General features: G+C 57.8%; 25 protein-coding genes. 12 read left to right on the plus strand and 13 right to left on the minus strand.

Features of this window, described 5'->3' with window-relative positions; genetic code table 11:
• Window positions 1-334 precede the first annotated feature (334 nt).
• The 5 genes from CUN63_RS06265 to colR form a co-directional block, all read right to left on the minus strand.
• Window positions 335-562, minus strand: coding sequence for a hypothetical protein (locus tag CUN63_RS06265; protein WP_129437994.1), 228 nt, complete (start codon window positions 560-562; stop codon window positions 335-337).
• A 2-nt stretch (window positions 563-564) separates the two neighbouring features.
• The gene (locus tag CUN63_RS06270; protein WP_129437996.1) at window positions 565-1278 is read right to left on the minus strand and encodes a lipopolysaccharide kinase InaA family protein; all 714 of its coding nucleotides are present in this window, start codon (window positions 1276-1278) and stop codon (window positions 565-567) included.
• A gap of 4 nt (window positions 1279-1282) precedes the next feature.
• Entirely contained in the window at window positions 1283-1951 is a 669-nt protein-coding gene (locus tag CUN63_RS06275) for a class I SAM-dependent methyltransferase (RefSeq protein WP_129445063.1), read from the minus strand.
• 161 nt (window positions 1952-2112) lie between these two features.
• Window positions 2113-3390, minus strand: coding sequence for a HAMP domain-containing sensor histidine kinase (locus tag CUN63_RS06280; RefSeq protein WP_129437998.1), 1278 nt, complete (start codon window positions 3388-3390; stop codon window positions 2113-2115).
• On the minus strand, window positions 3380-4063 hold the full coding sequence (gene colR, locus CUN63_RS06285) for a two-component system response regulator ColR (RefSeq protein ID WP_008155536.1): 684 nt from the start codon (window positions 4061-4063) through the stop codon (window positions 3380-3382). The genes CUN63_RS06280 and colR overlap by 11 nt, the downstream gene beginning before the upstream one ends.
• Before the next feature lie 204 nt (window positions 4064-4267).
• Between colR and CUN63_RS06290 the strand changes: the two genes are divergently transcribed.
• On the plus strand, window positions 4268-6217 hold the full coding sequence (locus tag CUN63_RS06290; protein ID WP_129438000.1) for an LTA synthase family protein: 1950 nt from the start codon (window positions 4268-4270) through the stop codon (window positions 6215-6217).
• Window positions 6218-6271: 54 nt separating this feature from the next.
• Entirely contained in the window at window positions 6272-7015 is a 744-nt protein-coding gene (locus CUN63_RS06295) for a phosphatase PAP2 family protein (RefSeq protein ID WP_129438002.1), read from the plus strand.
• A 200-nt stretch (window positions 7016-7215) separates the two neighbouring features.
• On the opposite strand, the gene groL is transcribed toward CUN63_RS06295, so the two are convergent.
• From groL to CUN63_RS06315, 4 genes are all read right to left on the minus strand, one after another.
• Entirely contained in the window at window positions 7216-8859 is a 1644-nt protein-coding gene (gene groL, locus CUN63_RS06300) for a chaperonin GroEL (protein ID WP_129438004.1), read from the minus strand.
• A 49-nt stretch (window positions 8860-8908) separates the two neighbouring features.
• A complete protein-coding gene (locus tag CUN63_RS06305) occupies window positions 8909-9202 on the minus strand; it encodes a co-chaperone GroES (RefSeq protein WP_007948593.1) in 294 nt (97 codons plus the stop codon).
• Window positions 9203-9450: 248 nt separating this feature from the next.
• Window positions 9451-9930: an FxsA family protein gene (locus CUN63_RS06310; RefSeq protein ID WP_129438006.1), complete on the minus strand. Its 480-nt coding sequence runs from the start codon at window positions 9928-9930 to the stop codon at window positions 9451-9453.
• A 66-nt stretch (window positions 9931-9996) separates the two neighbouring features.
• Window positions 9997-10728, minus strand: a complete 732-nt coding sequence (locus tag CUN63_RS06315) for a HugZ family protein (RefSeq protein WP_129438008.1) — start codon at window positions 10726-10728, stop codon at window positions 9997-9999.
• 170 nt (window positions 10729-10898) lie between these two features.
• Between CUN63_RS06315 and CUN63_RS06320 the strand changes: the two genes are divergently transcribed.
• Window positions 10899-11657, plus strand: a complete 759-nt coding sequence (locus tag CUN63_RS06320) for an SDR family oxidoreductase (RefSeq protein ID WP_129438010.1) — start codon at window positions 10899-10901, stop codon at window positions 11655-11657.
• Between the two features lie 130 nt (window positions 11658-11787).
• On the opposite strand, the gene apbC is transcribed toward CUN63_RS06320, so the two are convergent.
• Complete coding sequence (gene apbC, locus CUN63_RS06330) at window positions 11788-12882, minus strand: iron-sulfur cluster carrier protein ApbC (protein WP_046055352.1); 1095 nt, start codon at window positions 12880-12882, stop codon at window positions 11788-11790.
• Between the two features lie 329 nt (window positions 12883-13211).
• On the opposite strand from apbC, the gene metG reads away from it, so the two are divergent.
• From metG to CUN63_RS06370, 8 genes are all read left to right on the plus strand, one after another.
• A complete protein-coding gene (gene metG / locus CUN63_RS06335) occupies window positions 13212-15263 on the plus strand; it encodes a methionine--tRNA ligase (RefSeq protein ID WP_046047100.1) in 2052 nt (683 codons plus the stop codon).
• A 142-nt stretch (window positions 15264-15405) separates the two neighbouring features.
• Window positions 15406-15975, plus strand: coding sequence for an electron transport complex protein RnfA (locus CUN63_RS06340; RefSeq protein ID WP_129438012.1), 570 nt, complete (start codon window positions 15406-15408; stop codon window positions 15973-15975).
• Window positions 15972-16982: an electron transport complex subunit RsxB gene (gene rsxB, locus CUN63_RS06345; RefSeq protein WP_129438013.1), complete on the plus strand. Its 1011-nt coding sequence runs from the start codon at window positions 15972-15974 to the stop codon at window positions 16980-16982. Before CUN63_RS06340 ends, rsxB begins: the two co-directional genes overlap by 4 nt.
• On the plus strand, window positions 16969-17961 hold the full coding sequence (locus tag CUN63_RS06350) for an RnfABCDGE type electron transport complex subunit D (protein ID WP_129438015.1): 993 nt from the start codon (window positions 16969-16971) through the stop codon (window positions 17959-17961). The genes rsxB and CUN63_RS06350 overlap by 14 nt, the downstream gene beginning before the upstream one ends.
• Window positions 17958-18569, plus strand: a complete 612-nt coding sequence (locus CUN63_RS06355) for an RnfABCDGE type electron transport complex subunit G (protein WP_129438017.1) — start codon at window positions 17958-17960, stop codon at window positions 18567-18569. The genes CUN63_RS06350 and CUN63_RS06355 overlap by 4 nt, the downstream gene beginning before the upstream one ends.
• Window positions 18562-19149, plus strand: coding sequence for an Rnf-Nqr domain containing protein (locus CUN63_RS06360; protein ID WP_129438020.1), 588 nt, complete (start codon window positions 18562-18564; stop codon window positions 19147-19149). The genes CUN63_RS06355 and CUN63_RS06360 overlap by 8 nt, the downstream gene beginning before the upstream one ends.
• A gap of 25 nt (window positions 19150-19174) precedes the next feature.
• Window positions 19175-19813: an endonuclease III gene (gene nth, locus CUN63_RS06365; protein WP_129438022.1), complete on the plus strand. Its 639-nt coding sequence runs from the start codon at window positions 19175-19177 to the stop codon at window positions 19811-19813.
• 106 nt (window positions 19814-19919) lie between these two features.
• Entirely contained in the window at window positions 19920-20099 is a 180-nt protein-coding gene (locus CUN63_RS06370) for a PA3496 family putative envelope integrity protein (protein ID WP_007898493.1), read from the plus strand.
• An 87-nt stretch (window positions 20100-20186) separates the two neighbouring features.
• On the opposite strand, the gene CUN63_RS06375 is transcribed toward CUN63_RS06370, so the two are convergent.
• A complete protein-coding gene (locus CUN63_RS06375) occupies window positions 20187-20813 on the minus strand; it encodes a response regulator transcription factor (protein ID WP_008155570.1) in 627 nt (208 codons plus the stop codon).
• 495 nt (window positions 20814-21308) lie between these two features.
• Between CUN63_RS06375 and CUN63_RS06380 the strand changes: the two genes are divergently transcribed.
• Entirely contained in the window at window positions 21309-22013 is a 705-nt protein-coding gene (locus CUN63_RS06380) for a hypothetical protein (RefSeq protein ID WP_129438024.1), read from the plus strand.
• 156 nt (window positions 22014-22169) lie between these two features.
• Here the strand turns inward: CUN63_RS06380 and CUN63_RS06385 are convergent, their stop codons facing one another.
• A complete protein-coding gene (locus tag CUN63_RS06385; RefSeq protein WP_007898502.1) occupies window positions 22170-23387 on the minus strand; it encodes an argininosuccinate synthase in 1218 nt (405 codons plus the stop codon).
• Window positions 23388-23516: 129 nt separating this feature from the next.
• Window positions 23517-24425 (minus strand): OmpA family protein, encoded by a 909-nt coding sequence (locus tag CUN63_RS06390; RefSeq protein WP_129438026.1) that lies wholly within the window; start codon window positions 24423-24425, stop codon window positions 23517-23519.
• Between the last annotated feature and the right edge of the window lie 72 nt (window positions 24426-24497).

The raw sequence follows: 24497 nt of genomic DNA on the forward strand, positions 1-24497 counted from the left end.
GCTTATGCCTGTCGGATCTACGTCGCAGCGTCCCGTGCAAGTATTGGGCTTTAGGGAAACACGCCCCTTTACCCCGCTGCGCCGCCTCTATCCGCTTGCTGTTCGTCAAGCCAGCATTTTGCCTCGGGCTTCCTTCAGATTCGCGGTCACCCGCGACACCCTTGCCTCTGGCTAACACTTCCCCTTGCCGGGTGTGTAGAGGACTTTCACCTCCAAGTCACCAGCGAGGCCACCACAGCCAAGCTGGTTGCGCTTGCGCGCAACGCGCCATGCCTGGCGCACGAATAAAAAAGGCCTCGCATTAGCGAGGCCTTTTATTTGGGCTTCAATCTGTTCAACTTTGTGGCCTCAATCCTTGAGAAAGTCCGAACATGAACAGCAATAAATCATGATCGGGTTGGGATGCCCCGGATGCCTTCGCAACGCGTGGCAATGGACAGTGTGCGTCGCCGTTCACTGAACTGAGGACTTGCGTGCGGGGCTGCTCCCAAGCCGCCACCGCCAGTGAAGCAACTGCCAAGGCTCCTATTAAAAATATACCTCGTGCAATTTCGAGTTTCATTGCTATAAACCCTTGATAGCGCTGCCAAACGCCGTCTTATAAAAGTAGACGAGTTTTTGCCAGTCCGTCGTGCTGAACGACGAGTGGCGACGCAGTTGCTTCATGTCATGAGTAGCCGCTTGCCGGGCGGTGAAACGCTGCCGACATTTTTCCAGATCGATCAAAGCCACTTCAACTTTGGCAGCCTCGCCTTCACCGGTGACGCGCACGAATACGTGCTTGGCATAAAGGCAGCTGTGCTGCCAGCGGCCCTTGTGCATACGGGCGAGGTTCTCGGCCAGTTCCTTCAACACTCGATCATGCACAGCCTCACCGTGACGCTCGCGACCACCGCCAGCGTACCAGTGTTCGATTTCCTCGAAGCCGTCCAGCGCCTTGGTGATCAGCAATGCGCGCCATTTATGCACCGGATCGCGCTGTGCACCGCAGAAAACGATTTCCGGAACGCAAACGTCGAGCAGGTTCAGGCCGATGAGCGCATCGCGCTCGCGCAACACCGTCGGCCGACCGAACGGGTGCAGCAAGCTGCGATGGATATGCCCGGATTGACGTTTAACGTACAGCAGCTGTCCATTGCCGCTCACGACGCGCTGCACACCGCTTTCTCCACCGCGACGGGCGTTGGGTTCTTCTACCCATTCACCGCGCTGATTCCAGAAATAATCGAAGCGGTCCTGGGGAGCGACCTCCGTTTCTGCTGCACATCGCACTGCCATTCTGTTACCTCTTGCGTAATACGTAGACCCGCCACATGGCATAGAGCGGTAAAAAGTCCAGTTGTTCCTGAATAAGAAAACCCGCCTGCTCGAATTCCTTTTCAACCGTAGCAGCCGGTAACACAAATCGATTTTGGTAACCTACATGCCCACGTGTTCTCTCAAGCCGCTTGCGTTTCCACGCTTTGAAATTGCCGTCCACCCACAAAGAGAGGATCACGCTGTCGCGAGTGACTCGCTCGAACTCGCGCAAAATAGCCAGTCGATGCTCGGCTTCACCGATGTGATGGAGCAAACGCATGCAGAAAATGCTGTCGACGGCGTTATCAGGCAAGGCAATGTCGAATGCAGAAGTGTGCAAGGGTTGTACCCGTTTCACCACATCGGCAGGTTGCGCCTGCATGGCAATCTTCAGCATGGATTCAGAGTTGTCGGCCCCGATGATGGCTCGATTGGTTTTTTCCGCCAGCAATGGCCAAAAGCGCCCCGCACCGCAGGGCAAATCGAGGATCAGCCCCGGCTCACCGGCCAGTGCCAATGCCTTGCGCGCCAGTTGCTCGTCACGCCAGTGGGACAGGCGGCGGCCAAAGCCATCCTGGTGTTTGCGCAGGTATCGTTGAGCGTGTTGATCGTCGTATTTTTCGGAAAAATCCAGTTTGATCGGGCCGTCCATCATCAAGGTTTCCTGAGCTGCTGATGGCTCCCACAATAGGTCGCTCCGTGTCAGCGTCAGGTCATGCCGCTGTGAAAAAAATGTCATGTAAAACCCGAATTATTTCGAGGATTCACAGGACGAAAACGATTGTACCGGGTTAATGCGTTTCAATAAGGCGATCAGTTACTCGTTGACAACTCCACCTGAAAACGACAGCCGTTGGGTTCCATGTTCGTCAGACTGACGCTCCAACCCTGGTTTTCACAGATCCGTTGCACCAGCGACAGCCCCAGCCCCAGGCCTTCGCCGCGTTTCTCGTTGCCCCGCACGAACGGCTCGAACATCGCCTCGCGTTTTTCCTCGGGAATACCCACGCCACTGTCCTCGACCATGAAACCCGTGGCCGTCAGCGTCAGGCGAATAAACCCGCGCTCGGTGTAATGCAGCGCATTACGCAGCAGGTTGCCCATGACCGCGTGCAGAAGGGTTGCGTTGTAGCAGGTGTTTGCCGGATTGCCCGGCTCAAAGATCAGCGTCAGTCCCTTGGACTCGATCGGCTCGCGCCACAGATTGAGCAGTCCATCGGCGACCTGGTTCAGGTTCTGCTGGGGCGACATGCTGGCATCTTCACGTTGTGCGCGGGCCAACATCAGAAAGGTTTGCACCAGCTCGCGCATCTCTTCACAGGCGCGGGCGATTCGCTCGACCTGAGCACGTCCACGCTGATCGATGCCGGGGTTTTCCAGCAGCAGCTCGCAGGAACTGGCCAGCACCATCAATGGCGTGCGCAGTTCGTGGCTGACGTCACTGGTGAACAACCGTTCGCGGGTCAACGCCTGGCGCAAGCGCCCGAGGGTAGCGTCGAAGGCCACGGCCAACTCGCCCACCTCATCAGCGGCGTAATCCGGCGCCAGCGGTGGCGCCAGACCTAACAATTGGTCACGGTGACGGACCTGACGGGCCAGTCGTACCACGGGCGCCATCACTTTGCGCGCCAGTACCCAGCCAAGAAACACCGCCAATGCCAGACTCAGAACGAAGCCCACCATTACCACGGCAAACAGCACCCGTTCACGCTCTTCGAAATCGCTCTGATCCTGTAACAGCACATAACGCCGGCCGTCGACGACTTCGACCATCGCGTGATACGACAGCTGTTCGCGAAATACTTCGTGAAAGCCCGGTTCCAGATGGCGTAAATCCTTGGGCAACTGAAAATCGCCCAGCCCGCCGCTGAAATAGAACAGCTGGTCCGGTTCGGGGCGATGGCTCCAGTCCGTGACACTGTCCATCAGCAACAGCCGTTGTAAATCGCCCCCCAGACCTGCCGAAATCAGTTTTTCTTCCACCAGGTGCACGGTCGCCACAATGCCCATGGCAAAGGCTCCCGCGACCAGTGCGCTCATCAGCGCAAAGGCGATGATGATCCGTTGAGCAAGGCTCTGTTTAAACTCCATCACGGCCCTCGGCCAAGCGATAACCCACACCGTGCACGGTTTGCAGCAACGGTTTGGCGAACGGCTTGTCGATCACTTGGCGCAATTGATGGACGTGGCTGCGCAGGCTGTCGCTGTCCGGGCAGTCATCCCCCCACAGCGCCTCTTCGAGAATTTCCCGGCGCAGCACATGAGGGCTTTTCTGCATCAGCACCGCCAGCAACTTCAGGCCCACCGGGTTGAGTTTGAGCAGACGACCTTCGCGGGTCACTTCCAGGGTGTCGAGGTCGTAGTTCAGATCGCCGACCTGCAAAGTACGGCGACCGCCACCCTGGGTGCGACGCATGACCGCCTCGATGCGCGCCGCCAATTCAGACAGGGCAAAGGGTTTGATCAGGTAATCATCGGCGCCGGATTTGAAACCTTGCAGCCGGTCGTCCAATTGATCGCGGGCGGTGAGCATGATCACCGGCGTGTCGCGGCGCGCGTCTTCGCGCAGGCGTTTGCACAGGGTGTAACCGTCGATGCCTGGCAACATGATGTCGAGCACGATCAAGTCGTAATGCTCGGTGGCCGCCAGGTGCAAGCCTGACAAACCGTCCTGCGCGCAATCCACGGTGTAACCCTTGAGCCCCAGGTAATCGGCCAGATTGGCCAGGATATCGCGGTTGTCTTCAACCAATAGAATTCGCATGGGTATCTCCTGCGTACACAGTAACGGCCGTCGTGGCCCGCGCAGCTTAAGGCCAAGCGTGGCTCAGGGCTAGGGTTACGGTGGCTGGAATCAATCCGCTCAACCAAATGATAGAGTTAACACGTTTTTCACTATCGATTCACAAGCCGACTACAGTGGAGGCGCGAGAATCCCACGCAATTGTTGTTAAGGAATGCACACACAATGGACCTCTTCAAGACCGCGCCAATGCGCTTTCTCCTGCTCGTCACCGGCACATGGCTGGTCATTTTCTTGCTGACCCGCACGGTTTTGCTGCTAACCCATCTGGATGAGGCCGGTAGCGGATTTCTGTCGGTGTTTGGCATTGGCCTGCTCTACGACCTGGGCTTCATTGCCTATGCAGCGCTGCCGATGGGTCTCTACTTGCTGCTCTGCCCACCGGCCTTATGGCGCCGCCGCGGCCACCGCTGGTTCCTTCAGGGACTGCTGACCGTCAGCCTGTTCGCCATCTTGTTCACCGCGGTAGCCGAGTGGCTGTTCTGGGATGAGTTCGGTGTTCGCTTCAACTTTATCGCCGTCGATTATCTGGTGTACTCCGACGAAGTGCTGAACAACCTTCTTGAGTCCTACCCGATCGGCACGCTGCTGAGCATCCTCGCCGTGCTGGCCGTGGCCCTGAGTTTCGCGCTGCGCAAACCCTTCAATGCCGCACTGGACTCACCCTTGCCCGCGCTGCGCGGGCGCCTGCTGAATGCGCTGGGCCTGTTGATCGTCGCCGGTCTGAGCCTGCAATTGCTCAGCCAGGATTCACCGCGCGCACAGGGCGGCAATGCCTATCAGAATGAACTGGCGAGCAATGGCCCGTATCAGTTCTTCGCCGCCTTCCGTAACAATGAACTGGATTACCCGCAGTTCTACAGCAGCCTGCCGCCGGAAGTGGTTGCGCAACAGATTCGTGCCGAACTGAGCGAACCCAATGCGCGTTTCATCGGCGAGGATCCGCAGGACATTCGCCGGATGATCGACAACCCGGGCACTGTGCGCAAACCCAACATTGTGCTGGTGACGATTGAAAGCTTCAGCGCCAAGTACATGGGCAGTAACGGCGACGAGCGCAACCTGACACCCAACCTCGATGCCTTGCGCAAGCAGAGCCTGTACTTCAACAACTTCTATGCCACCGGCACCCGCACCGATCGCGGCCTTGAGGCCATTACCCTGGCGATCCCGCCAACCCCGGGGCGTTCGATCGTCAAGCGTGTGGGGCGTGAAAGCGGTTTCGCCAGCCTCGGCCAGCAACTCAGCGCCGTGGGTTACGACAGCGTGTTCGTCTATGGCGGACGCGGTTACTTCGACAATATGAACGCGTTCTTCAGTGGCAACGGTTACCGTGTGGTGGACCAGAGCAGCGTCGATGAATCAGAGATCCACTTTAAAAATGCCTGGGGCATGGCTGACGAAGATCTCTACAACCAGACCCTCAAACTGGCCGACGCTGACTACGCGAAACAGCAGCCGTTTCTGCTGCAACTGATGACCACCTCCAACCATCGCCCTTACACCTACCCGGACAACCGGATCGACATCAAATCCGGCAACGGTCGCGACGGTGCGGTGAAGTACACCGACTATGCCATTGGTCAGTTCCTCGATCAGGCGCGCCAAAAGCCGTGGTTTGACAATACAATCTTCGTCTTCGTCGCCGACCACACGGCCGGCAGCGCCGGCATGGAAGACTTGCCGATCAAAAACTATCAGATTCCGTTGTTCATCTATGCACCGAAGCTGATCGATGCACGGGAAACCGCGCAGCTGGCCAGCCAGATCGACCTGGCGCCGACCTTGCTGGGTTTGCTGAACCTGGATTATCAATCGACCTTCTTCGGCCGCAACCTGCTGCAGGACAATCCACTGCCGCCCCGCGTGGTCGTTGGCAATTACCAGCATTTGGGCTTGTTCGACGGCAAGGATTTGGCGATCCTGAGCCCTCGCCAAGGTCTGCGCCGCCATGATGCAGCACTGACTGAGAGCCGCGAGTCCCGAGCCACCGCCAGCGACCCGTTGATTGCCCGTGCTATCACCTATTACCAAACCGCCAGTTATGGCTTCAAGCAACAGCTGCTTGGCTGGAGGGCGCCCATGGAGGGCACCGACCAAGTCAGCGCACATTAATCGAATCGCCCCGGGCTGATGCCCCGGGGCTTTTTCCTTTGTTCAGGATCCACCATGCCATCAACTGCTGTCCGTCCCGCCTCCCGCCCGCTGAATTTCTGGGTGTGCCTGGGCGTTCCCGCCATCGCGGCGATCATTCTGATGCTGCTCGAACTGACGTCCCTGGACATGGATCTTGCCAAGCTGTTCTATGACCCGGTTGCGGGTGATTTTATCGGACGGCACAGTTCCTTCCTGGAAGACATCCTGCATGACCGCGCCAAGCAGGTGGTCATCGCCTTCTCGGTGTTGGCCATCTTCGGCTTCATCGCCTCCTTTTTCATGGACCGGCTCAAACCGATCAAACGGGAATTGGGTTGCCTGGTACTGTCTCTGGCGCTGGCAACCTCCTTTGTCACGCCAGTCAAAGCGGTGACGGCCGTGCAATGCCCGTGGAGCCTTGAGCAATTCGGCGGTCACGAAACCTACAGCGAACTGCTCAGCCCTCGCCCGCACACCGATAAACCGGGTCGTTGCTGGCCCGGCGGTCATGCGGCGACCGGTTTCACACTGTTTGCGCTGTTCTTCGTCCTGCGGGACCGTCGTCCGCGTCTGGCGCGCCAGGCGCTTGTGTTCGCTTTCGCGTTGGGCTCGGTGTTTTCGATCGGCCGGATGATGCAGGGCGCGCACTTCTTTTCGCACAATGTGTGGACGGCGATTTTCTGCTGGCTGATTTGTCTGGGGTCGTATTACTACATCCTTTATCGCCCGGTTTCCAAGGCCGATCGAATGGCTAAAGCATCACCAGTCAACGCCTGAAATACAAAATCAATGTGGGAGCGAGCTTGCTCGCGATGAGGCCATAACCTTCACTATTGATGGTGACTGTTATGCCGCTATCACGAGCAAGCTCGCTCCCACAGTGGTCCGGTGCAATTTCAAGATCCAGGTAAATCGAAGGCAATAAAAAGCCCCGCCTGCTGATCGCAGGCGGGGCTTTTTATAGGGGTAAGGCTGGCTTACATCATGCCGCCCATACCGCCCATACCGCCCATGTCTGGCATGCCGCCGCCAGCTGGTTTGTCGTCCGGAGCATCAGCGATCATGGCTTCGGTGGTCAGCATCAAGCCACCAATGGACGCCGCAGCCTGCAGAGCAGAACGAGTCACTTTGGTAGGGTCGAGGATGCCCATTTCAATCATGTCGCCGTATTCGCCGGTAGCAGCGTTGTAACCGAAGTTACCCGAACCTTGCTTGACCTTGTCGACTACTACGCTTGGCTCGTCGCCGGAGTTGGCAACGATCTGACGCAGTGGCGATTCGATAGCGCGACGCAGTACAGCAATACCGACGTTCTGATCAGCGTTGTCGCCTTTCAGTTCGCTGATGGCTTGCAGAGCGCGAATCAGCGCTACGCCACCGCCAGGTACCACGCCTTCTTCAACGGCTGCACGGGTAGCGTGCAGGGCGTCTTCAACGCGGGCTTTCTTCTCTTTCATTTCAACTTCGGAACCAGCGCCAACCTTGATCACTGCAACGCCGCCGGACAGCTTGGCCAGACGCTCTTGCAGTTTTTCACGGTCGTAGTCGGACGAAGTGTCGGCCACTTGCTGACGGATTTGCAGAACGCGAGCCTGGATATCAGCTTCAACGCCGGCGCCGTCGATGACGGTGGTGTTTTCCTTGGTTACGGCTACGCGCTTGGCATTACCCAGGTGTTCCAGGGTAGCGCTTTCCAGGCTCAGACCGATCTCTTCGGAGATAACGGTACCGCCGGTCAGGACAGCGATGTCCTGCAGCATGGCCTTGCGACGGTCACCAAAGCCAGGAGCCTTGACGGCAACCACTTTGACGATACCGCGCATGTTGTTCACAACCAGAGTCGCCAGGGCTTCGCCTTCAACGTCTTCGCTCACGATCAGCAGCGGACGACCTGCTTTGGCAACGGCTTCCAGTACTGGCAGCAGTTCACGGATGTTCGAGATTTTCTTGTCGACCAGCAGGATCAGCGGACCGTCGAGCTCGGCAGTCATGGTCTCTGGCTTGTTGACGAAGTACGGGGACAGGTAGCCACGGTCGAACTGCATGCCTTCAACAACCGACAGTTCGTTTTCCAGGCCCGAGCCTTCTTCAACGGTGATCACGCCTTCTTTACCGACTTTTTCCATGGCTTCGGCAATGATGTCGCCGATGGAGTTGTCGGAGTTGGCCGAGATGGTGCCGACCTGAGCGATTGCCTTGGTGTCAGCGCAAGGCTTGGACAGGGCTTTCAGCTCTTTGACGATTGCGATGGTCGCTTTGTCGATACCGCGCTTCAGGTCCATCGGGTTCATGCCGGCAGCGACGGCTTTCAGGCCTTCGTTGACGATCGATTGAGCCAGAACGGTAGCGGTGGTGGTGCCGTCGCCTGCGTCATCGTTGGCACGGGAGGCAACGTCTTTGACCAGCTGCGCGCCCATGTTTTCGAAGCGATCTTTCAGCTCGATTTCTTTGGCAACGGACACGCCGTCCTTGGTGATGGTCGGAGCGCCGAAGCTCTTCTCGATGATCACGTTACGGCCTTTAGGGCCCAGGGTCGCTTTTACTGCGTCAGCCAGGACGTTGACACCGGCGAGCATTTTCTTGCGGGCGGAATCGCCGAATTTAACTTCTTTAGCAGCCATGATCGATATTCCTTAAATACTTTGTAGTAGCGGGAAAATGAGCGGGGAATCAGCCTTCGACAACGGCGAGGATTTCGCTCTCGCCAATTACCAGCAGGTCTTCGCCGTCGACTTTCACGGTGTTGCTGCCGGAGTAAGGGCCGAACACAACCTTGTCACCCACTTTCACGGACAGTGCACGCACTTCACCGTTGTCCAGCACTTTGCCTGGGCCTACAGCGAGGACTTCACCCTGGTTTGGCTTTTCAGCAGCCGAACCTGGCAGGACGATGCCGCCAGCGGTTTTCTTTTCTTCTTCGCTGCGACGGACGACGACGCGGTCATGCAGAGGACGAAGCTTCATTGTCGATCTCTCCTAATTGTGGTTTTCATCGGCCGGTGTATTCCCGGCGGGTTTAACAAATCCGGCGGTGCCGGGTGCGGCTCGACAAGCGAGACGCGGAAGTCTGTCTGGCGTAATCGCCAGAAACCTTGCGGTGACCGTTACATAAGGGCGCATAAGCTTATTACAAGGGCGAGGAAGCAAATTTTTTCAGGTTGCTACCCCACAAACGAACACGGCACCCGAAGGTGCCGTGCCGGTATTGCGGATTACTTGGTATCGCGGTGTTCGAATTCGCCTTCGATCACGTTGGGCTCTCGGCCCAGCGGCTCGCGGGTCGCAGGGCCGCCGCCACGTGGCTGAAGGTCGTCGGCGAACGCACGCTGACGGATTGCCGCCTCTTCGGCACGCTGGCGCATTTTATTGGCCAACAGTCGACGAGAGAACGGCAGCAACATGATCAGACCCAGCGCGTCAGTGACGAAGCCCGGCAGGATCAACAGACCACCCGCCAGCGCCAGCATCAAACCTTCGAGCATGGTCTGGGCCGGCAACTCGCCGCGGTTCAGGCTTTCACGAGCACGCAATGCGGTTGCCAGACCAGCGATACGCAGCACGAACACGCCGAGCATCGAGCCGAGAATGACCAGCAGCAGGGCCGGGAAAAACCCGATCGCCCCGCTGACCTTGACGAATACGAACAGATCCAACACCGGAAACAGTACAAAGAGCAATAAAAAAGGGCGCATCAAATGGTTCCTCAACGCAAGAATGCCTTGCCAGTCTTCCCTAGATGACGTCGCCGATTCGTGAATTCAAGCGTCGGCCACTTCATTTTTAGGCCAATGTTCGGCGTGAGCCAGGAAAACCAAGGCTTCGCGCACTTGTGTCGGCGTATTACACGGCGCTTGAAACGGCAACCAATAGAGCCCCTGACCAATGCGCAGGTGCATGCCTTCGGTGTCGATACCCGCCAGTTGCGCCGGCTCGGTTTTCGGCAGGCCCGCCAGTTCGACGTAGTGGGCGATGGCTTTGGCGTGATCGGCATTCATGTGCTCGACCATGCTCGCTTCGGCTTTTCCGGCGAACGGGTTGGCCAGCGTTAACTGATCGACCCAGTGAATCGCGCCGAAGCCGCCGATGTAACGGTGACGTACCGGTTTGAGCACCCAGAAATCGAAATCGTGGGCCTTGTGGTAGCTCTGCGAATCCGGGAAATAGCGGTAGTAACGCTCAGCCGCCGCTTCGATGGCGGCCTCGTCCTTGAGCTTTTCTGCTTCGGCGAGGTAGGTCAGGCGACCAACGGCTTGCACATCTTCAGCCCCGCGCTCGCCCACAAACAGTGAGCATTTTGGATCTTTCTGCAGGTTGTGGGTGTGCTGGGCGATACGGCTGATAAGGATCAGCGGCCAGCCCTGTTCGTCCAGACAGTACGGAACCACGGAGCCAAACGGGAAACCGGGCATCGCCTTGGAGTGCGTCGAGAGCACTCCACGGTATTCCTTGAGAAGCAATTCTCGGGCATTCTTGGCCGCTTCAACGCTCAATTTATGACTCCTTATATAGAATCCGTCAAAAAAACGGACAGGCGCCTGGGGATAAGTTCCAGCACGCCATCGGGGCAGTTCTCATGTGCAGCCAAGCTGTATCAGGTGCAGATTGAGAGGCTACTCTCTAAAAGGAAACCACTCCTCTGACCTGCTATTGGGGCATGCGAATGCAACTCACTGACAAAGTAATCATTATCACGGGCGGTTGCCAGGGTTTAGGCCGTTCCATGGCCGAGTATTTCGCCGGTAAAGGCGCAAAGCTGGCGCTGGTGGACTTGAACCAGGAAAAGCTCGACGACACCGTCGCCGCTTGCAAAGATAAAGGCGTCGAGGCTCGCGCTTATCTGTGCAATGTCGCCAATGAAGAGCAAGTGACCCATATGGTCGCCCAGGTTGCCGAGGACTTCGGCGCGATCCATGGCCTGATCAACAACGCCGGGATCCTGCGCGATGGCCTGCTCATCAAGGTCAAGGACGGCGAGATGACCAAGATGAGCCTGGCCCAGTGGCAGACGGTCATCGACGTCAATCTGACCGGCGTATTCCTGTGCACCCGTGAAGTCGCGGCCAAAATGATCGAGCTGAACAACAGCGGCGCGATCATTAATATCTCGTCGATCTCCCGTGCTGGCAACGCCGGCCAGACCAACTACTCCGCCGCTAAGGCCGGTGTCGCCGCGGCGACCGTGACCTGGGCGAAGGAATTGGCACGCTACGGTATTCGTGTGGCAGCCATTGCCCCGGGCTTTATCGAAACCGAAATGACGCTGAGCATGAAACCTGAGGCGCTGGAGAAGATAACGTCCGCGATTCCGCTCAAGCGCATGGGCAAGCCTGAAGAGATCGCCCATTCGGCGGCGTACATTTTCGAGAACGACTACTACACCGGTCGGATTATGGAGTTGGATGGCGGGTTGCGGATCTAAAGCCACTGCAAAACAAATGTGGGAGCGGGCTTGCTCGCGAATGCGGTGTGTCATTCAACAGATAAGTTGACTGATCTACCGCCTTCGCGAGCAAGCCCGCTCCCACATTGGATTGCATTTCTTCAGTGAATTAATCGTCGCTGATGGTGATGTTCGGCATCGCAGGCGATACCGCTTCCTGCAACACGATCCGCGCGCCGACATGGCGGGCCAGTTCCTGGTAAACCATCGCAATCGGGCTGTCAGGCTCGGCGATCACCGTTGGCTTGCCGCCGTCGGCCTGTTCGCGGATGGCCATCGCCAGCGGCAACGACGCCAGCAGCTCGACGCCGTACTGGTTGGCCAGCTTCACACCACCACCCTCACCGAACAGATGCTCGGCATGCCCGCAGTTGGAGCAGATGTGCACGGCCATGTTTTCCACCACGCCCAGCACCGGAATGTTGACCTTGCGGAACATCTCCACGCCCTTGCGTGCGTCCAGCAATGCCAGATCTTGCGGCGTTGTAACGATCACCGCGCCGGCCACCGGGACTTTCTGCGCCAGAGTCAGCTGGATGTCGCCGGTGCCTGGTGGCATGTCGATGACCAGGTAATCCAGATCGCCCCAGGCTGTCTGAGTGACGAGTTGCAACAAGGCGCCGGAAACCATCGGCCCGCGCCAGACCATCGGCGTGTTGTCGTCGGTCAGGAACGCCATGGACATGACTTCGACACCGTGGGACTCGATCGGAATAAACCACTTCTGATCCTTGACCTTGGGTCGGGTGCCTTCAGGGATGCCGAACATGATGCCTTGGCTCGGTCCGTAAATGTCCGCGTCGAGAATCCCGACCTTGGCGCCTTCGCGGGCCAGGGCCAGGGCCAGGTTGGCGGCGGTGGTCGATTTGCCCACACCGCCCTTGCCGGACGCCACGGCCACCACGTTCTTGACGTTGGCCAGACCCGGGATCTGCGCTTGAGCCTTGTGCGCGGCAATGACACTGGTGATCTCGACGCGCGCGATGGTCACGCCGTCCAGCCCTTCAATGGCCATTTGCAGCAACTGCGCCCAGCCACTCTTGAACAGGCCGGCGGCGTAACCCAGCTCCAGCTGGACGCTGACGCGATCACCCTGAATGTCGATGCCGCGTACGCACCCGGCGCTGACCGGGTCCTGGTTCAGATAAGGGTCGGTGTATTGGCGAAGGACGGCTTCCACCGCTGCGCGATTGACGGCGCTCATGGGCAACTCCGATAGCAAGACTGGAAAATCAGGCGGGTATCGTACCTGTTCTATAGTCCGGACGGCATGCTTTCAGAATGTGACAAATAACCCATGGTCGAATGCTGCCATAGCAGCTGGCGAAGCCTGCGTTCGGCTGCGCAGCAGTCGTAAAACCAGACACCGCGGTGTTTCAGGTAGTCCGAGTTGCCCGGATTCACGACTGCTGCGCAGCCGAACGCAGGCTTCGCCAGCTGCTACATGGACCGTGGATACGGGTCGCGGGGGTGAAAAATATGCGCCGGCGCTTTATAGTGGCCGACCTCCGTTTCATCAAGTAGCCGAGCCCCATGTCCGAGCCACGCAAGATCCTCGTCACCAGCGCCCTGCCCTATGCCAATGGTTCGATCCATCTTGGCCACATGCTGGAATACATCCAGACCGATATGTGGGTGCGCTTCCAGAAGCACCGCGGCAATCAATGCATTTATGTCTGCGCCGACGACGCCCACGGTTCGGCCATCATGCTGCGCGCGGAAAAGGAAGGCATCACCCCGGAACAACTGATCGCCAACGTCCAGGCTGAACACAGCGCCGACTTTGCCGAGTTCCTGGTGGACTTCGACAACTTCCACTCCACTCACGCCGAAGAAAACCGTGAGCTGTCGAGCCAGATCTACCTGAAGCTGCGCGACGCCGGGCACATCGCCCAGCGTTCGATCACTCAGTACTTCGACCCGGAAAAGAAAATGTTCCTGGCCGACCGCTTCATCAAGGGCACCTGCCCGAAATGCGGCACTGAAGACCAGTACGGCGACAACTGCGAAAAATGCGGTGCGACCTACGCGCCGACCGACCTGAAGGATCCGAAGTCGGCGATCTCTGGCGCCACCCCGGTGCTCAAGGATTCCCAGCACTTCTTCTTCAAGCTGCCGGACTTCCAGGAAATGCTGCAAGCCTGGACCCGCAGCGGCACCCTGCAAGAAGCCGTGGCGAACAAAATCGCCGAATGGCTGGACGCCGGCCTGCAACAGTGGGACATCTCCCGCGATGCGCCGTACTTCGGTTTCGAAATCCCGGACGAGCCAGGCAAATACTTCTATGTATGGCTGGACGCGCCGATCGGCTACATGGCCAGCTTCAAGAACCTCTGCGACCGCACGCCTACACTTGATTTCGACGCGTTCTGGGGCAAGGACTCCACCGCTGAGCTGTACCATTTCATCGGCAAGGACATCGTCAACTTCCACGCCCTGTTCTGGCCAGCCATGCTCGAAGGCGCCGGTTTCCGTAAACCGACCGGCATCAACGTACACGGCTACCTGACCGTCAACGGTCAGAAAATGTCCAAATCCCGCGGCACCTTCATCAAGGCCCGGACCTATCTGGACCATCTGTCGCCGGAATACCTGCGCTACTACTACGCGGCGAAGCTGAGCCGTGGCGTCGACGACCTCGACCTGAACCTCGAAGACTTCGTGCAGAAGGTCAACTCCGACCTGGTCGGCAAAGTCGTCAACATCGCCAGCCGTTGCGCCGGTTTCATCCACAAAGGCAACGCCGGTGTACTGGTGGCGGGCAATGCCGCGCCGGAACTGACCGAAGCGTTCCTCGCCGCAGCGCCGAGCATCGCCGAAGCCTACGAGGCGCGCGACTTCGCCCGTGCCATGCGCGAGATCATGGGCCTGGCCGACCGCGCCAACGCCTGGATCGCCGACAAGGCGCCGTGGTCGCTGAACAAACAGGAAGGCAAGCAAGACGAAGTCCAGGCCATCTGCGCCTTGGGCGTCAACCTGTTCCGCCAGTTGGTGATCTTCCTCAAACCGGTGCTGCCGCTGCTGGCCGCCGACGCCGAGGCGTTCCTGAACGTCGCGCCGCTGACCTGGAACGACCACGCTACTTTGCTCAGCAACCATCAGCTGAACGAGTTCAAACCGTTGATGACCCGTATCGACCCGGTAAAAGTGCAAGCCATGAGCGACGCCTCGAAAGAAGACCTGACCGCCAGCGCTACCGACACCGGCGACGCTGCACCTGCCGGCAATGGCGAACTGGCCAAGGATCCGCTGTCACCGGAAATCGAGTTCGATGCCTTTGCCGCTGTCGACCTGCGCGTCGCCCTGATTCTCAAGGCCGAACACGTGGAAGGTGCCGACAAACTGCTGCGCCTGACCCTGGACATCGGTGACGAGCAACGCAACGTGTTCTCCGGGATCAAGAGCGCTTATCCGGACCCGTCCAAGCTCAATGGTCGTCTGACCATGATGATCGCCAACCTCAAGCCACGGAAAATGAAGTTCGGTATCTCCGAAGGCATGGTGATGGCGGCCGGCCCTGGCGGTGAAGAAATCTACCTGCTCAGCCCTGACAGCGGCGCCAAGCCAGGTCAGCGCATCAAGTAAGGCTCTGCTGTAAACCGATCCCACAGTCGTGCCAGGCGCGACTGTGGGATTTTCATGTCTGGCCCACCCTCCGTCCTTGCCGGATAATGCCTAAGCTTTTTAGACCGCTCCGTTAAAAAGCCCCGTTCTTGCCGGCACGATCATGACCGAAATTGTTCTTACGCTTATCAGCACTGCCCTGATCAACAACCTCGTGTTGCACTGGCCGCTGGGCGTCGATCCGCTGCTGGGCAACGAGCATCGACAGGTCCATGCGTTGGGCCTTGCGACGACGTGTTTGATGCTGATCGTCGGCACGCTGGGTTACTCGGCCTACCGTTGGTTGCTGGTCCCGCTGGAGCTGACGTCGCTGCGCCTTTTCGTCTTCCTTCCATTAAGCGTTCTGCTGATTGGCCCGCTGCTGAAAGTGCTTTCCCGGTTACTTCCAAAGCTTGCGTTCGATGGCCTCTGGCCCCTGCTGCTGGGCAATGCTGGCGTACTCGGCCTGACGCTGCTCAATGCTCAGGACGACAAAGGCTTCTTCCACGCCATGGCCCTGAGCCTGGGTGCCGGCCTGGGCTTCTGGCTGGTACTGAGCCTGTTCAGCGACTTGCGCCAACGCACAATCGAAAATGATATCCCCCTGCCCTTTCGCGGCCTGCCCATCGACCTGATCGGCGCCGGATTGATTGCAGTGGCCTTTCTCGGATTCAGCGGACTGATCAAAACATGAGTCTGATTCAACGCATCGACGCCCTCTTGCCGCAGACCCAATGCGGCAAGTGCGGCCACCCCGGATGCAAACCGTACGCCGAAGGCATTGCCAGCGGCGAACCGATCAACAAATGTCCGCCGGGCGGCAGCGAAACCATCGCGGCCCTGGCCGAGCTGTTGAAAGTGCCGGTGCTGGAACTGGACGTCAGTCGCGGTTCGGCCCCGGCGCAGATCGCCTTTATTCGTGAAGCGGAGTGTATTGGTTGCACCAAGTGCATCCAGGCCTGCCCGGTGGATGCCATTGTCGGCGCGGCGAAATTGATGCACACGGTGATCGTCGATGAATGCACCGGTTGCGACCTGTGCGTAGCGCCCTGCCCGGTGGATTGCATCGAGATGCGGCCGTTGCCGCTGGACACGGTGCTGCCGATTGTCGGCGGCCTGGCGTTGAGCCTTGAGGAACAACGCGCCCGAGCGGCCAAGCGCAATCACGCGCGACGCCGATTTGAACAGCGCAACGCTCGCCTGCATCGCGAAGAAGAACAGAAAATCGCCGAACGTCGGGCCCGAGCCCAGCGCGCCGTCCAGCCCAGTGAGGTGGCGACACTCGACCCGGTTCAGGCCGCTCTTGAGCGAGTCCGTGCACAGAAGGCAGCGAATGCGGATGTGGCGCTGAAAAAGGCCAAGATCGATCTGGCGATGAGTCGGGCGCAACTGAACAAGTCACTCAAGGCGTTCGGGCATCCGCCGACCTTCGAACAGCAGTCGCAGCTGATCGTGCTGCAACAGCAATTCGAGGTTGCCGAACAGGCGTTGGCAAAACTGGAAAGCTCTGCACCGCCAGCCGCGGCCCCCGTAGTTCCGGCGAAAAATGCGCAGCTGAATCGGGCAAAGATCCAGTTGGCCATGCGCCGTGCCGAACTCAAGAAAGCCCAATCCAGCGAAGCGCCGGCAGAGCAGATCGAAGCCCTGGAACTCGCGGTGAATGAAGCCGAGCGTCAGGTGGATGCCTATGCCGCCCCTTGAATCGGTCGACGAACGCCTCCAGCAAGCCATGAAACTGGTATTGCTGGCCACCGTGCCGGGGATGCTGGTGTTTTTCTGGCTGTATGGCTGGGGCGTGTTGATCAACCTGATTCTGACGGGTATTACCGCACTGGCCGTTGAAGCGACCGTGTTGCGCTTGCGCAAGCTTGCGCTCAAGCCGAGCTTGAGCGACGGCAGTGCGCTGGTCAGCGCGACGCTGTTGGCTCTGGCCTTGCCGCCTTATTGCCCGTGGTGGCTGACGGTCTGTGCCGCGGCGTTCGCGATGGTGTTCGGCAAACACCTGTATGGCGGCGTTGGCAAGAACCCGTTCAACCCGGCAATGCTGGGCTTCGCCCTGGTGCTGGTGACCTTTCCCCAACAGATGACCCACTGGCCGTCATCCCATGGGCTGGACCTGATCGGCGGCTTGCAGCAGGTGTTCGGGTTCAGCCTCGGGCAGACGCCAGACGCCTGGGTCCAGGCCACGGCGCTGGACAGCCTGCGGATCAACAAAAGCCTGACCATGGACGAACTGTTTGCAGCCAACCCGGCGTTCGGTCATTTCGGCGGCCGAGGCATGGAATGGGTCAACCTGGCCTTTCTGGCAGGTGGCGCGTTTCTGCTGCAACGACGGGTGTTCAGCTGGCATGCGCCGGTCGGCATGCTCGCCAGCCTGTTCATCGTCAGCCTGCTGTGCTGGAACGGCTCGGGCTCCGACTCCCATGGCTCGCCGCTGTTTCATCTGCTCACTGGCGCGAGCATGCTGGGTGCATTCTTCATCGTCACGGAACCGGTGTCCGGCGCAAAAAGCCCCGGCGCGCGACTGCTGTTCGGCGCGGGCGTAGGGCTGCTGACGTACCTGATTCGTACCTGGGGTGGTTATCCGGACGGCGTAGCCTTTGCCGTGCTGTTGATGAACCTCTGTGTGCCGGCGCTGGAGCGGTTTGCCACCTCCAGACTGGAACGAGGTGCGCCATGAGCCGATCGTCGAGCGTTGTGATCCTGGTGTTGCTGGCAGGCCTGGGGATTGGCGCGACTTACCTCGTGCAACACACCAGCGCGCCGCGCATTGCGGCCGAACAGCGCCTGATCGACAGTCGTAACCTGCTGGACCTGCTCCCGGCTGAAAGCTACGACAATCAGCCGCTGGAACAGCCGCTCGCCCTCGAAAGCACTGGATTGGCCAACAGCACGCTGCTAGGTGGCTACCTGGCGACCAAGACTGGCCAACCCAGCGCCGTGTTGCTGCGCAGCCAGACCCTGGGTTACGAGGGTTCCATCGAATTGCTGATCGCCATCGGCGCAAACGGCAAGGTGCTGGGCGTCAAAACGCTCAAGCAATCGGAAACACCTGGGCTGGGCGGTCGACTCGCTGACTGGCCCAATGCCTGGCTTCAGGCTTTTTCCGGAAAGTCCCGAACAGAACCTGCCGACAATGGCTGGGCCTTGAAAAAGGATCAGGGGCAATTCGATAAAATGGCGGGCGCGACCATTACTTCGAGAGCGGTCATCAACGCCATCCATGACGCGTTGCGCTACTTCGACGAACATCAGCAACAGTTGATCGGGAGCAGCGCTCATGAATAAGTCATCGACGCTGCAGAATTCACTGATGCTTGCACCGCTGATCGGTGCCACGGATTCATTGGTGTCCGCTCTGGGCTTGTGGCTGATGTTCATCGTGGTGATCAGCGCCTTTGGAGTGAGCATGGGCGCGTTGCGATCCCGACTTGTCCCGGCGACACGTTTGCTTGCCAGCGTCCTGTTGGCGGCCACGCTGACCAGTTGCGCGGAGCTCGCCGTGCAAGTCTGGTCGCTGCAATGGCACCAACATGTAGGGTTCTATGCAGGATTGATTGCCTTGCAATGCGTTGTGCTGGAACACACCGGTTTTTTCCAGAGCGCCTGGCGTGATCGCCTGCGCCTGTGTGGCCTGTTCGGCGCGTTGATGGCAGGCCTTGGCTTGCTGCGCGAACTCATCGGCAGCGGGACACTCGGCAGCCATCTGCCATGGCTGGCGGGCACTGCGCAAGCGGACTGGCAAGGCTGGGTGCTGACTGCCGACGGTGGCTTGCGCCTGGCCACCCTGGCCCCTGGCGGATTCATTCTGCTGGGACTGCTGTTCGCCGCACGTCAGGCCTGGACCCGCTCGACGCCCCCACACTGACCGCCTTCGAGGAAACGCACTGCCCATGAATGCCGCAAAACGTCTGGAAATTTTTCGCCGATTTCACGAAGACAACCCGGAACCGAAGACCGAACTGGCCTACTCCTCGCCGTTCGAATTACTGATCTCCGTGATTCTCTCCGCGCAGTCGACCGATGTCGGCGTCAACAAGGCCACCGCCAAGCTCTACCCGGTGGCCAATACACCAGCGGCGATTTATGCCCTGGGTGTCGAAGGTTTGTCGGAATACATCAAGACCATCGGCTTGTTCAACAGCAAAGCGAAAAACGTGATCGAGACCTGTCGATTACTGGTGGAACGTCATGGAGGTGAAGTGCCGCAAACCCGTGAAGAGCTGGAAGCGTTACCCGGCGTCGGCCGCAAGACCGCCAACGTAGTGCTCAACACCGCGTTCCGTCAGCTGACCATGGCCGTGGACACGCATATTTTCCGGGTCAGCAACCGTACCGGCATTGCTCCAGGCAAAAATGTGGTCGAGGTTGAGCAAAAACTCATGAAGTTCGTGCCGAAGGAATATCTGCTCGACTCCCATCACTGGCTGATCCTCCACGGACGCTACGTTTGCCTGGCCCGCAAGCCTCGTTGCGGCAGTTGTCGGATCGAAGACTTGTGCGAATACAAGCAAAAGACGTCGGACGATTGAGGCGCTATTAGGTTTTTCGATTTATCGATTGAAAAAATCTTTTTTACCCGCCGGGAGATTATCGATATAAGGGGCGCCAAAGGCAGCCTTAGCCTGGAGTAACACTATGAGCACTGGCAAAGAGCAATTGGACGTAGAAGACGACTTCACCCCTGTTGAGGCTGATGATGCTGAACCGGTGGTTGAAGTGGCGAAGACCAACCTGAGCAAACGCCGTACCATCGACAATCTGTTGGAGGAGCGCCGACTGCAAAAGCAATTGGCCGATTACGATTTTGATCTATGACACCTAAAAGCCTCCCGAAACGGAGGCTTTTTACTAAGTACCGCCTGATGCCCCCCGCTCATCACGCCTCGTCAAACGCTGGGGCAGTCACACCAGACCATTGCGTTGAGCCAATTCGATCAGATCGACCAGGGAACGTGCATTGAGTTTCAATAACAGACGAGTCTTATAAGTACTGACAGTCTTATTGCTGAGGAACATTCCATCGGCAATCTCCTTGTTGGTCTTGCCTCGGGCCAATTGTTGCAAGACCATCATTTCCCGTCCCGACAGACGATCCACCATATCGGCTTCACTGGCGTTCCCCAAACTGGAACGTACGGTATGCAAGGCTTGATTCGGAAAGTAACTGTAGCCTGACAATACTGCCTTTATTGCACTGAGCAATTCAGTGAGATCCTGTTGTTTACAGACATACCCTGCAGCACCCGATTGCATGCAACGCATAGAGAAATGCCCGGGTGCCTGGGAAGTTAGTATCAGTACTTTCATGGGCATTGCTGTCGATGTCAGACGCGCAATGACTTCCAGCCCATCAAGTTTTGGTATTCCAATATCAAGGATGACAATATCCGGCATATGCTCACGGGCAAGTTGCAACGCATCCACGCCATTATCTGTCTCTGCAATAACTTCGTAGCCGTGACGCTCCATTAGCATACGTACCGCAAGACGAATGACGGGGTGATCATCCACGATCAGCACTTTATTCATGGGCAAGTCCAATTTTCGCTGTTCGAATTTTTAGAGCCCGCACGATAGCCTAGTCGTTTCACCCATGGCATGCCGCCCCCCTCGGCCACCCACACCTAGAGACATTCCCTACAAACAACACGGATTATTCTTACAAAAATTCTGCAAATACAATGCTTCAGAAAATTTATCAGTCTTACGACATTCTATTTATTAAAATTTTTTTGTATCAATTTACAACCCAAAGAACAGAACAACAATACTGAGCACCGGCAATCTCACAGTCGATGCCTAATGAGCTATCCTGAAAAGTAACTGATATTTTCGGACCCGGAATTCTTACAAAAAACAACGCGCGCCCAACATCAATTTATTCTTACAGAAAAACCAGCAAACGTTTTATTGCAAGAAAGACAGATATACCCGAAGCACTAACAATGCAGTTAACATGACAAAGAATCACTAACCATAGCCCACAACCCACCGAGAAAATATAAACCTAAATGAGTAGAAAACATGAACAAACTCAAACAAAGAATCTCCAACCCCATGACACTTATTGCGATATTCGCAACTCTGTCTGAAACATCAGCAGCCGTCTCTCTGCCCTTTCTCGGAGAGGATGAAAAAGAGATATACGTTTGGTTCCTGATCAGCTTTCCTTTTTATTTGCTCTTTCTTTTCTTTGCCACTTTAAACTTCAACTATCGGTCGCTTTATGCACCCTCCGATTTTGAAAAGAGCAAGCATTTCATAAAAGCCATGGACAACACCGAGCCTTCGGAAAAGAACGACACCCGGTTGACGCCCGAAAGTTCTGCACCGAGTACGTCGCCGATGGATCGCAGATCCACTCATCCGCCTTGTAATGCGCAGGATCCACCCGAAACCGATTTGCAGACAATCCTCCCCGCTGAGCACTACATCCGACTGCCCGAGCGCCTCAAGGACCTGTACATCGTTGATGCACGCGGTATGAGCCAAAAGATCGAACTGGGTGCCTCGCTGGAGAAAATTCAGAAAGAACAGGGAAAACCTGCGCATGTAATCGTCTTCATCACCTGTGCCGAATCGGAGAGATTGCTGAAGGAAAGCGCACTCAAACACTCAAAAAACGCAAAGAAACACAGCGGTGTACCGTTCTGTGTTGCTTACAATTTGAATTCAAATGGCGTTACGGTCATTGATCAAACGTACCCACTGGCCACCAGTGGCGTTTGAAGCCCGGTCTAAAAAAAAGCAGGAAGGAAGGTGTTAAAAACACAGGAAGGATGCCGCGATGCAAAGTCAGGTAGATCATCCCCTTTTCAGAACGATGGCCTTGTCTATGACAAGGCCATCCTTCCATTACGGTCGCTGCACTACAGTCTCAAGGTCTCAGAAAAGCTTCCGGCCTTTGTTCGCCGCAATACGCATGCGCAAGGCGTTGAGCTTGATGAAGCCCGCCGCGTCGGCCTGGTTGTAGGCGCCGCCATCTTCTTCGAAGGTCGCGATGTTGGCATCGAACAACGATTCGTCGGACTTGCGACCGGTGACGATCACGTTGCCCTTGTACAGCTTCAGGCGCACAACGCCGTTCACGTGGGCCTGGGATGCATCGATCATCTGTTGCAACATCAGACGCTCAGGGCTCCACCAGTAACCGGTGTAGATCAGGCTGGCGTATTTAGGCATCAGCTCGTCTTTGAGGTGAGCCACTTCGCGGTCCAGGGTGATCGATTCGATCGCACGGTGGGCGCGCAGCATGATGGTGCCGCCTGGGGTTTCGTAGCAGCCACGGGATTTCATGCCCACGTAACGGTTCTCGACGATGTCGAGACGGCCGATACCGTGTTCGCCGCCGATACGGTTCAGGGTCGCCAGCACGGTAGCCGGGGTCATTTCGACGCCGTCCAGTGCGACGATGTCGCCATTGCGGTAGGTCAGTTCCAGGTATTGCGCTTTATCTGGAGCCTTCTCCGGGGAGACGGTCCATTTCCACATGTCTTCTTCGTGCTCGGTCCAGGTGTCTTCCAGCACGCCGCCTTCATAGGAGATGTGCAGCAGGTTGGCATCCATCGAGTACGGGGATTTTTTCTTGCCGTGACGCTCGATCGGGATGTTGTGCTTTTCAGCATAATCCATCAGCTTTTCACGGGAGAGCAGGTCCCATTCGCGCCACGGAGCAATCACTTTCACGCCTGGCTTCAAGGCGTAGGCGCCCAGTTCGAAACGAACCTGGTCGTTGCCCTTGCCGGTAGCGCCGTGGGAAATGGCGTCAGCACCGGTTTCGTTGGCGATTTCGATCAGGCGTTTGGCGATCAACGGACGAGCGATGGAAGTACCCAACAGGTACTCGCCTTCGTAAACGGTGTTGGCGCGGAACATCGGGAAAACGAAATCGCGCACGAATTCTTCGCGCAAGTCGTCGATGTAGATCTCTTTCACGCCCATGGCCTGTGCCTTGGCGCGTGCAGGTTCGACCTCTTCGCCCTGACCCAGGTCAGCGGTGAAGGTCACGACTTCACAGTTATAAGTATCCTGCAGCCACTTGAGGATCACCGAAGTGTCCAGGCCGCCGGAATACGCCAGAACGACCTTGTTTACGTCCGCCATGCCATCACTCCACGGGGTTCTACGGAAAGCCGTCAAGTCTACCGCTCATGCAGGATAATTTACAGAGGCGCGACAGCTTATGACGACGAAGCGACAGATTATGTCGAGTGAGCGACGATTACAGCGGGTTCAGGAGGTCGACGCGGCGCTCGCCGATGCAGTGGCCTGAGGGGCCGGCGTTTCAGTGGGCGCAACGCGCGCGAGGTGCACATTGACCCGACGGTTCTTCGCCCGGTTGGCGGAATTGGTATTGGGCGCCAATGGATAACGCTCGCCGTGAAAGCGCACGGTGATCTGCGATTCCTGAATGCCGTTGGCCTTGAAGAACTCCATGACTGCCAGGGCCCGACGCCGCGACAGGTCACGGTTGGTCAGGCGGTTGCCGCTGTTGTCGGAGTGGCCATCGAGTTCGATGTGGTTGACCGTCGGGTCGGCCTTCATGAACGCCAGCATCACTTGCAATTGAGCCTTGGCTTGCGCGTCGAGATCGATGCCTTCGCCGGGGAAGCCGATCTGCGATTGTTTAACCTGCTCGAAATTCTTCGGCAGCAGTTTTGCCACACAGCTCTGGTAGTCGTTGAAGGCCTTGCTGAACTTGACCGGCAGCAGGCGCACTTCCGACACCCGGCCATCGCCCGAGTAATGTCGAACGACCGGACTGCGGCCATCCATCAGGCCACTGATCAAGCGGCCGGCCTGAACTTGCGAACTGTTGAACAGCACGTTGCCGCTGCCGATCCGCACAGAACCGAGGTTGATGTCGCCACGCCCCGGCTGCCAGGGTGCAGCCGCCGCCAGCAAGGTAGCCGAACCGCCGCCGATCATCGCGTTGTAGGACTTCAGACGAAACGTCGCTTGCTCGCCAGCGCGGTGCACGAACTCACCCGAACCAAAATCGGTGATCGGTTGACTCAGGCGGCACTCGAACTTGTCTCCTTCGACCGTCCACTCGATGCTCTCCAGACGGGTCTGGAAAGTGAGCGCCATCGCTGGAAGGCTGGCAAACACGCTGAGCAAGGCTAAATAACGCTGGCGCACGGGAGGCTCCACTGGCTTCTACAACAAAAAGACCGACACACAGATGTTTACGGCATACCTGTTGGATATCGG

It is taken from the genome of Pseudomonas sp. ACM7 (genome assembly GCF_004136015.1).
Lineage (GTDB): Bacteria > Pseudomonadota > Gammaproteobacteria > Pseudomonadales > Pseudomonadaceae > Aquipseudomonas > Aquipseudomonas frigoris.